The 7287-nt window shown below is 68.6% G+C and carries 7 protein-coding genes; 4 read left to right on the forward strand and 3 right to left on the reverse strand.

The features are described 5' to 3' along the window. Window positions 1–715, forward strand: a 715-nt coding sequence (gene metK, locus ACR2JI_RS01505) for a methionine adenosyltransferase (RefSeq protein WP_526387282.1), incomplete at its 5' end; no start/stop codon positions are given. A 95-nt stretch (window positions 716–810) separates the two neighbouring features. Here metK and ACR2JI_RS01510 read toward each other — a convergent pair. Together ACR2JI_RS01510 and ACR2JI_RS01515 are read right to left on the reverse strand one after the other, a co-directional pair. Further along, complete coding sequence (locus ACR2JI_RS01510) at window positions 811–1197, reverse strand: hemophore-related protein (protein ID WP_526387284.1); 387 nt, start codon at window positions 1195–1197, stop codon at window positions 811–813. A gap of 87 nt (window positions 1198–1284) precedes the next feature. Beyond that, on the reverse strand, window positions 1285–2271 hold the full coding sequence (locus tag ACR2JI_RS01515; RefSeq protein WP_526387286.1) for an alpha/beta hydrolase: 987 nt from the start codon (window positions 2269–2271) through the stop codon (window positions 1285–1287). Here ACR2JI_RS01515 and ACR2JI_RS01520 point away from each other — a divergent pair. Both ACR2JI_RS01520 and ACR2JI_RS01525 read left to right on the forward strand, forming a co-directional pair. Further along, window positions 2270–2980, forward strand: coding sequence for a lysoplasmalogenase family protein (locus ACR2JI_RS01520; RefSeq protein WP_526387288.1), 711 nt, complete (start codon window positions 2270–2272; stop codon window positions 2978–2980). The genes ACR2JI_RS01515 and ACR2JI_RS01520 overlap by 2 nt on opposite strands. A 59-nt stretch (window positions 2981–3039) precedes the next feature. Continuing rightward, window positions 3040–4986 (forward strand): primosomal protein N', encoded by a 1947-nt coding sequence (locus ACR2JI_RS01525; protein ID WP_526387294.1) that lies wholly within the window; start codon window positions 3040–3042, stop codon window positions 4984–4986. 31 nt (window positions 4987–5017) lie between these two features. Here the strand turns inward: ACR2JI_RS01525 and ACR2JI_RS01530 are convergent, their stop codons facing one another. Beyond that, on the reverse strand, window positions 5018–6418 hold the full coding sequence (locus ACR2JI_RS01530) for a pyridoxal phosphate-dependent decarboxylase family protein (protein WP_526387290.1): 1401 nt from the start codon (window positions 6416–6418) through the stop codon (window positions 5018–5020). A 132-nt stretch (window positions 6419–6550) separates the two neighbouring features. On the opposite strand from ACR2JI_RS01530, the gene ACR2JI_RS01535 reads away from it, so the two are divergent. Then, window positions 6551–7287: DUF2207 domain-containing protein (locus ACR2JI_RS01535; RefSeq protein WP_526387292.1), on the forward strand; the 737-nt coding region annotated here is incomplete at its 3' end.

Genomic DNA, 7287 nt, shown 5'->3' on the forward strand with positions numbered 1-7287 from the left:
GGTCCGCAAGAACGGCAAGCTGCCGTATCTGCGCCCGGACGGCAAGACCCAGGTGACCATCCAGTACGAGGGCACCACTCCGATCCGGCTGGACACCGTGGTGCTGTCCACCCAGCAAGCCGACGATATCGACCTGATCAAGCAGCTGACCCCCGACATCCGGGAGAAGGTCGTCAACGCCGTCCTGCATGATCTTGCCCACGAGAGCCTGGACACCTCCGACTTTCGGCTGCTGGTCAACCCGACCGGTAACTTCGTGGTCGGCGGTCAGATGGGTGATGCGGGCCTGACCGGCCGCAAGATCATCGTCGACACCTACGGCGGCTGGGCCCGGCACGGCGGGGGCGCCTTCTCCGGCAAGGACCCGTCCAAGGTGGACCGTTCGGCGGCCTACGCGATGCGCTGGGTGGCCAAGAATGTGGTAGCGGCCGGACTTGCGGAGCGGGTCGAGGTGCAGGTCGCCTACGCCATCGGCAAGGCGGCTCCGGTCGGCCTGTTCGTCGAGACCTTCGGCACCGAGACGGTCGACCCGCACCGCATCGAGAAGGCGATCAGCGGGGTGTTCGACCTGCGTCCGGGGGCGATCGTCCGGGATCTGGACCTGCTGCGCCCGATCTACGCCCAGACCGCGGCGTATGGCCACTTCGGCCGTACCGACGTGGATCTGCCGTGGGAGCGGCTCGACAAGGTTGAGGACCTGAAGAACTCGGTGTAGTGGTCACCGGGGCTCAAGAAAAGGCTCCGGAAAAGGCATAGAAAAAGCGGCTCCAGTCCGGGACTGGAGCCGCTTTTCGTTGGTTCAGGGGAGCGTCAGCCGACGAACTGGTCGAACGCCCACTGGAATTGCGCCGGAACCACGGACACGCCGCACTGGCTCTGCAGCGTGCCCAGCGGGGCCAGGATGGCCTTGAACTCGTTGAACTCCTGAGGGTTGGACTTCGCGTAGGCCGCGATGGTTGCCGAGGCCTGCGCTCGTGGCTGCAACGCCGCGGTCAGCAGCATCTGATTGCCGGACGGGTGCGAATCCATATAGGCCTGCGCCTGACCGCCGATGTTGGCCTTTGTGGCCTCGATCGACGCGGGGCTGCAGTCGGGGGCTGCCGACGCCACCGGCGCCGCCAAGCCGGCCACGGCGAAGCCGGCGACCAGGCTGCCGATGCAGAAACGGGCGAAAAGCCGGTTGTCAGCGGATGTCATGAATCTGAGCCTCCAGGTTTGGGAACACTGCGTTCATTGTTGCTTGTCGTCGCAGGTCCTTCAAACGTTACTGGTCAGAGGTGCAGGTCAGGGGTGCAGCGCAGCCCGAAGTGCGGCCAGACCCCGATCGGTGGCTGCGGTGGCGGCCGGCACCACGCCGGCGTAGCCCAGGTAGCCGTGCACCAGGCTGGCGGCATTGTGCAGCTCAACGGGCACATCGGCGGCGGCAAGCAGCTCGGCGTAGCGTGCGCCGTCGTCGCGCAGCGGGTCATGTCCGGCGGTGGCCACATATGCCGGTGCCAGCCCGGACAGGTCGGCAGCGCGGCCCGGGGCCAGGCTGGCCGGCGGGTCATCCAGGTCCAGGTGACCGGCGTACCAGGTGGTGAACGCCTCTATGGCGGCGTTGTCCAGGACCGGTGCGTTGGCGTTCTCGGTGAAGGACGGCAGTGAGGTATCCCACATCGTGGACGGGTACCAGAGCAGCTGGAAGACCACATTCGGGCCGTTCTGCCCCGCCCGGGCGCTGTCGCGGGCCAGTTGGGCCACCACCGCCGACAGGGTCCCGCCGGCGGAGTCGCCGGCCACCGCCAGCCGCGATGCGTCCGCCCCGAACCGCCCGGCGTTATCCGCTATCCATCGGGTAGCAGCCCAGACATCCTCGACCGCCGCCGGGTATGGGTGCTCCGGGGCCAGCCGATAGTCGACGGACACCACAACAGAGTCGGCGCCGACGGCGTGCTGGCGGGCTGTGACGTCGTGGGTGTCGAGGTCGCCGAGGGCGAACCCACCGCCGTGGAAGAACATCGTGACCGGCAGCGGCCGGGCGGTGTCGGATTCCGTGACCGGGTGGGGTTCAGAGCCGCCCTCCGGCCAGTAGACCCGGATCGGGATCGTCCCATCGGGCCCGTCGATCTGGTGGTCCTCCACTCGCAGATCGGGATGCAGCGGACGGCGCGGCAGATCGCGTAGTCCCCGGCGGGCCTCGGCGATACCGCCCTCGACCGACAACTTGAACGGCACCGCTTCCAGTACCTTCTGCAGAATGGCGTCAATGGGTTCCGGTGATGCGGTCATGGGCACACGCTACGTCGGCACCCCCCGCGCGGTGCGGGCATGGTGGTCTGCAGGCTTGGCCGCAGCAGTCGGCTACGGCCTCGCCCTCGCCGTGGTCGCGCTCGGGCTTCCCTTCGGCGCCGACCTCACCGGACGCTTCGCCGGACAGCCGGTGATCAAGGCGGCCATGGCGGTTTTGCTCGCGGTCGCTGCCCTGAACCATCCGATCGGCCGCGAGCGTCGCTGGCTGGTCCCGGCTCTACTGCTATCGGGCGCGGGCGATTTCATGCTGGGAATCCCCTGGTGGACACCAGCTTTCGTGTGCGGACTGGGAGCATTTCTGATCGCGCATCTGTGCTATCTGGGAGCGCTGCTGCCGCTGCGCGGCACCCCGAGTCGGGGTAGAGGGATTGCGGTGGCGGCGGTGATTGTTGCCTGCGGCGGCATGCTGGTGCGGTTCTGGCCCCGGCTGCTCGAGCAGGGTATGGCGGTCCCGGTCACGGTGTATGTCACGGTGCTCGGCGCCATGGTGTGCGCAGCTCTTGTTGCTGGGCTGCCCACTCCGTGGACCGCGCTGGGCGCGGTGCTGTTCGCGGTGTCCGACGGAATGATCGGGGTCGGGCAGTTCGTGCTGGGAGCGCAGGCGCTGGAACTTCCGATCTGGTGGGTATACGCCGCATCGCAGGTGCTCATCACGGCGGGCTTCTTCTTCGGTCGCTCGCGAAGCTGACCGTGAGCGCATCTGATCGTCGTGCCGCTGAGCACGAACCCATAGCCCGGGTGCTACCGATGCTCTCGGTGCCCCATCTGGATCGGGAGTTCGACTACCTGGTCAGCGCCGATCAATCCGATGACGCCCAGCCCGGGGTCCGGGTCCGGGTGCGCTTCCACGGCCGGCTGGTCGACGCCTTCGTGCTCGAGCGGCGCTCCGACACCGATCACGCAGGGAGACTCGGCTGGCTGGACCGGGTGATCTCCGCCGAACCGGTACTCACCGGCGAGGTGCGTCGGCTCGTTGACGCTGTCGCCGCTCGCTACGCCGGCACCCGACCTGATGTGCTTCGGCTGGCTGTCCCACCGCGGCATGCCGGTGCCGAGAAAGCCGCTGGTGAACCGCCGCTGCTACCGGTCGTCCAACCCGTCGACCCATCCGGTTGGGCCCGCTACGGCAAGGGTGAGCAGTTCCTGGGGGCGCTGCGCGACGGCCGGGCCGCCCGGGCGGTGTGGCAGGCGCTGCCTGGGGAGAACTGGTGTGATCGGTTGGCTGAGGCGGCCGCGGCGGCGGTCGGCGGCGGGCACGGTGTGCTGATCGTGGTTCCCGATCAGCGTGACGTCGACGCGGTGTGGCGTGCCGCGATCACCCGCATCGACGAGTCGGCGGTTGTTGCCCTGGCCGCCGGACTGGGGCCCGCGGCGCGATACCGGCGCTGGCTGTCGGTTCTGCGCGGGCAGGCCCGACTGGTGATCGGCACCCGCAGCGCGGTGTTCGCCCCGGTCGATCGGCTTGGTCTGGTGGTGGTCTGGGACGACGGCGACGACAGCCTGTCCGAGCCGCGGGCGCCCTACCCGCACGCCCGGGACGTCGGCATGCTCCGAGCTCACCAATTACGTTGTGCCGCTTTGATCGGCGGCTACTCGCGCACCGCCGAGGCGCAGGCATTGGTGGCCGGTGGCTGGTCGCATGATCTGGTGGCGGCCCGGTCGGTGGTGCGCGGATGCTCGCCCCGGGTGGTGGCCATCGATGACGGCGGTTTCGCCGATGAACGTGACGCGGCGGCCCGCACCGCCCGGTTGCCGTCGATGGCTCTGCAGGCGGCGCGGACCGCACTCGAGCGGGGGGCGCCGGTTCTCATCCAGGTTCCGCGGCGGGGTTACCTGCCGACGGTGGCGTGCGCACGTTGCCGCACCGTTGCCCGGTGCCGGCACTGCATGGGCCCGCTGTCGCTGTCCGATCGTGACGCCGAGGGTGCCACCTGTCGCTGGTGCGGACGGGTCGACAGTGCGCTGCGCTGCCGCACGTGCGGGGCCGACGCGATTCGCGCCGTGGTGGTCGGGGCGCGGCGGACCGCGGAGGAACTCGGCCGCGCCTTCCCGGGCATCCCGGTGATCACCTCGGCCGGTGACGCGGTACATACCGAGATCGGGTCCGGACCGGCGCTGGTAGTGGCGACACCGGGGGCTGAACCACATGCTCCCGACGGCTACGGTGCGGCGCTGCTGCTGGACAGCTGGTCGATGCTGGGCCGCCAGGATTTGCGCGCCGCCGAGGACACCCTGCGGCGCTGGATGGCAGTGGCCGCACAGGTGCGCAGCATGTCCGACGGCGGAACCGTCGCGGTGGTTGCCGAGTCGGCGATCCCGACCGTCCAAGCGCTGATCAAGTGGGATCCAGTCGGCCACGCCGAAGCTGAACTTGCCGGCCGCACCGCGGTAGGACTGCCGCCGGCGGTGCATATCGCAGCCATCGATGGTGCCTCGGATGCGGTCAACGCTCTGATCGAGCAGACCGCGTTACCGCCGGACGCTGATGTGCTGGGCCCGATGGACCTTCCGCCGGGAGTGCGTCGTCCGCCGGCGATGGGGGCCGATGAGCCGGCCATCCGGATGCTGATCCGGGTCAGCCGCGACCAGGGATTGGCACTGGCCGGTGCACTGCGCTCAGCGGTCGCGGTGCACAGCGCCCGCCACGAGCATGATGCGGTTCGGGTACAGATCGACCCTCTGCACGTCGGCTGATCCAGGGCACCGGGCGGGCGCGGGGGCGGACTCAGCGCACGGCGTCGAGGACGGCCTGCACCATCTCGATGGTGGTCGAGGGATGCAGCAACGCGAACCGACCGATCACCTCGCCTTCCCACACCGTCGGGGTGGCGAATGCGACCTGCGCGGCCAGCAGCTCATCCTGCAGGCGCAGGTAGTCATCCTTACCCCAGCCGGGCCTGCGCCACAGCACGATCGACAACCCGGGCTCGCGGATCAGTTCCACATGAGGTGCGGCCTCGACGAGCGCGGCGACCTCCTGGGTCAGGTCCAGAACATGTTGCACCGCATGGCGATACGCGTGCACTCCATGCACGGCCAGTGAGAACCACAGCGGCAGCCCGCGGGCCCGGCGGCTGAGATGATGCGCCAGATCGGTCGGATTCCAGAACTCCGGATGGTCGGACTGGTGCAGCGGATCAAGGTAGGACGCGTGCTGGGTGTGCACCGAAGCGGCTTGATCGGGGTCGCGATAGATCACCGCCGCGCAGTCGAACGGTGCGAACCACCACTTGTGCGGATCGGTGATGAACGAATCGGCGTGCTCGAGTCCGGCGAACCGCCACTTTTGATCCGACAGCAGTGCGGCGCCGCCATAGGCGCCGTCGACGTGCATCCACAGATTGCGTTCGCGGCAGACCTCGGAGATACCCGCCAGGTCGTCGACGATTCCGGCATTGGTGGTGCCTGAGGTGGCCACCACCGCGACGACCGAGTCGCCGCCGGGACCGTCGAGTGCGGCCCGCAGTGCCTCGCCGGTGAATCGGTGGTCGTCGGTCGGCACGACGAACGGTTCCACATCCAGGATCCGGCAGGCGTTGGCGACTGAGGAGTGCGCCTCGTCGCTGCAGGCGATCCGCACCTCGCGGATGCCGAAGCGCTGCCGCCCGATCTCCCGCGCGACGGCCAGTGCCGACAGGTTCGCCGCCGAACCGCCGGAGACGAATGTGCCGCCCGCCGATTCCGGCATACCGGCCAGATCGGCGATCCAGCGCAGCACCTGATTCTCCGCGACGATCGCCCCGGACGCCTCCAGCCACGAGCAGCCCTGCAGCGAGGCGATCGAGACGACGGTGTCGAACAACAGCGCGGCCTTGGTCGGGGCCGCAGGTATGAAGCCGAAGAACCGGGGGCTGTCGGTGGAGAGCACATTTGCGGCGATATGCCCCACGTATGCGTCGAGCACCTCGCGCGGATCGCGGCCGTAGTCGTCGATGAATCCCTCGAGGGCTTCGATGATCGGCTCCGGTGGCAGCGGGTTGTCCAGCGGTGTGTCGGTGAAGCTGAGCCGGGTGCGCACGTACTCGAAGACCAGTCCGGCCAGATGCGGGTCGTAGCGATGCATACGGTCCGCCGGCCGTGTCTCGCGCACCACATGGTGGGCGAGGTATGGGTCATCAGAGGTCATCGGCATCTCCCTGCGGATGGGGCTGAAATGTCACCGTAGAGCGCGACGCCCGGATTGTGCGAGTTTGCCTGCGCAGTGCCGAACCCGAGACACAACGCCTAGGCTGGGGAGTTCGAAAGCAGGGGAGGCCTGATGAAGTCGGTCGGCCGCAGGGTCGCACGGTTGATTCCGGTACTGCTGTGCGCGATCGGCCTGCTGTGGCCGGTCCTGTTCAGTTCTCTGGCTCAGGGCGGCACCGCGGTTGCCGACCCTGTGGTCTTCAGTGATTTCCGCGCCGACTTCGTCGTCGGCCGCGACGGCATGATGCAGGCCACTGAGACCATAACCGCGGAGTTTCCCTCCGGCCGGCACGGAATCTTTCGATTCTGGGATATCGCCAATCCCAACGACTCCCACGCCCGTCAGGTCCCCGACGTCTCCGAGATCTCCCTCGACGACCAACCGGTGAACTTCGAGCTGTCCTGGCAGGACGACGAGCGGTTCCTGGTGGCCAAGATCGGTGACGCCGACTACTACCTGAGCGCCGGCACCCACGTCTTCCGCATCCGCTACACAGTCGCCGGGGTGCTCGACCCCGGCAGCACCGGCGCGCGTAAGGAGTTCGCGTCATCCACCGGCGACGCGGGCGCGCCCTCGGCGTTCTTCTGGAATGTGATCGCCCCGGCGTGGAACAACCAGATCGACCGTGCCGAGATCACCGTCACGCTGCCCGGACCGGTATCGGGTGCGCAGTGCTCGGTGGGCCGCGGCGTCGGCCGTGCCTGCGAGGCCCTGGCCATCGACGGGCAGACGGTGTCGGTCTCGGCCACCGATATCGCCCCGCGCACCCCGGTGACGTTGCGCGCCGGCGTCGATGTGCCCACCCCGCC

It is taken from the genome of Mycobacterium sp. (assembly GCF_051006775.1).
Lineage (GTDB): Bacteria > Actinomycetota > Actinomycetes > Mycobacteriales > Mycobacteriaceae > Mycobacterium.